Annotated in this window: 2 tRNA genes and 2 rRNA genes; all 4 read left to right on the top strand. The window is 56.3% G+C overall.

Going from position 1 to position 1,429, the window contains the following annotated elements:
* A 16S ribosomal RNA gene (locus LK535_RS16700) occupies positions 1-104 on the top strand; the annotation flags it as partial.
* A 181-nt stretch (positions 105-285) separates the two neighbouring features.
* Positions 286-362 (top strand) — tRNA-Ile (locus LK535_RS16695).
* Between the two features lie 16 nt (positions 363-378).
* A tRNA-Ala gene (locus LK535_RS16690) sits at positions 379-454 on the top strand.
* Between the two features lie 495 nt (positions 455-949).
* Positions 950-1,429 (top strand): 23S ribosomal RNA (locus LK535_RS16685); the annotation flags it as partial.

Genomic DNA, 1,429 nt, shown 5'->3' with positions numbered 1-1,429 from the left:
TCGCGCTAACCGCAAGGAGGCAGGCGACCACGGTGGGTTTAGCGACTGGGGTGAAGTCGTAACAAGGTAGCCGTAGGGGAACCTGCGGCTGGATCACCTCCTTTCTAAGGATATCGGCGGAAAGCGCTTTGAGCCTTGGCTCGAAGAAGAGCTTCCTCCATTCCAAAGAACATTAGCCGCCGTCCTCATGTCCCTTCATCATCTGGAACATCCCCACCCGTGGGGATGCAGCCTGAGCTGGCTCACGCCGCCTGCGGCCTTTATGGCCAGCCGGGTTGTGCAGATGGGCCGGTAGCTCAGGTGGTTAGAGCGCACGCCTGATAAGCGTGAGGTCGTAGGTTCAACTCCTACTCGGCCCACCATCTGCGCAGGCGTAGCGGGGCCTTAGCTCAGCTGGGAGAGCGGTTGCTTTGCAAGCATCAGGTCATCGGTTCGATCCCGATAGGCTCCACCACTGCGCAGCTGACGAGACGCGCAAGCGAAAGCTTGCAGCGCACATCAGCGAGCACGGCCAGCCTGCTGCAAGCAGGTCTGACGACGCGGCTTTGCCGCGGCGTGGTTGCGACACTCTGCCGAAATCCAGAAGATGAAGACACGAGATCCTCATGGGCGACCATGAGGTTAAGGCCGCGACGGCCTTCTTTGACATTGTGAATGGGTTCTTAAAATCGATGCCGTGGCGGTATGGGTTTGGAACGACGAGGATCGCGAAAGCGGTTCGCCAAGGGCTTCGGCCTGCAGCGGACTGGCTACGGGGTTCGAGACGTCCAGGACTATATCTCTACAAATAATCTGGCTGAGATTTAATCATCCACATCAGCTGAGCCGCTCGGCGGCACGCTTCATGCGTGTCAACGGGAGGCCAGATCAGAACCACGCTACACTGCTCTGCCGAGTTTCGTGTCGTTTCCTTTGGAAGCGATCCAGTGTTGTCGTTGGTGGTGTGGACTCTCAAGCGTGAGGTAAGGGCAATTCGTGGATGCCTTGGCATGTACAGGCGATGAAGGACGTGGCACGCTGCGATAAGCGTCGGTGAGGTGTGAGCAACCTTTGACCCGACGATTTCCGAATGGGGAAACCCACCTATCCCGATTATCTCTTCTCGGTTCGCCGGGTGGAAGTAATTGGGAAACAGGTATCACTTAGCTGAATAAAATAGGCTTCGTGAAGCGAACCCGGGGAACTGAAACATCTCAGTACCTGGAGGAAAAGACATCAACCGAGATTCCGTTAGTAGTGGCGAGCGAACGCGGACCAGGCCAGTGCCTTCAATTCAACTAGCAGAACGATCTGGAAAGTTCGGCCGTAGCGGGTGACAGCCCCGTATGCGAAAGTGAGATTGAAGGACTTGAGTAGGGCGGGACACGTGTAATCCTGTCTGAATATAGGGGGACCACCCTCTAAGCCTAAATACTCGTACATGACCGAT

The sequence above is a fragment of the Sphingomonas sp. IC4-52 genome, assembly GCF_020707225.1.
In the GTDB taxonomy this organism is placed as follows: domain Bacteria; phylum Pseudomonadota; class Alphaproteobacteria; order Sphingomonadales; family Sphingomonadaceae; genus Sphingomonas.
Note: the sequence above shows the minus strand (reverse complement) of the source record. Positions and strands in the feature narration are given on the sequence as shown.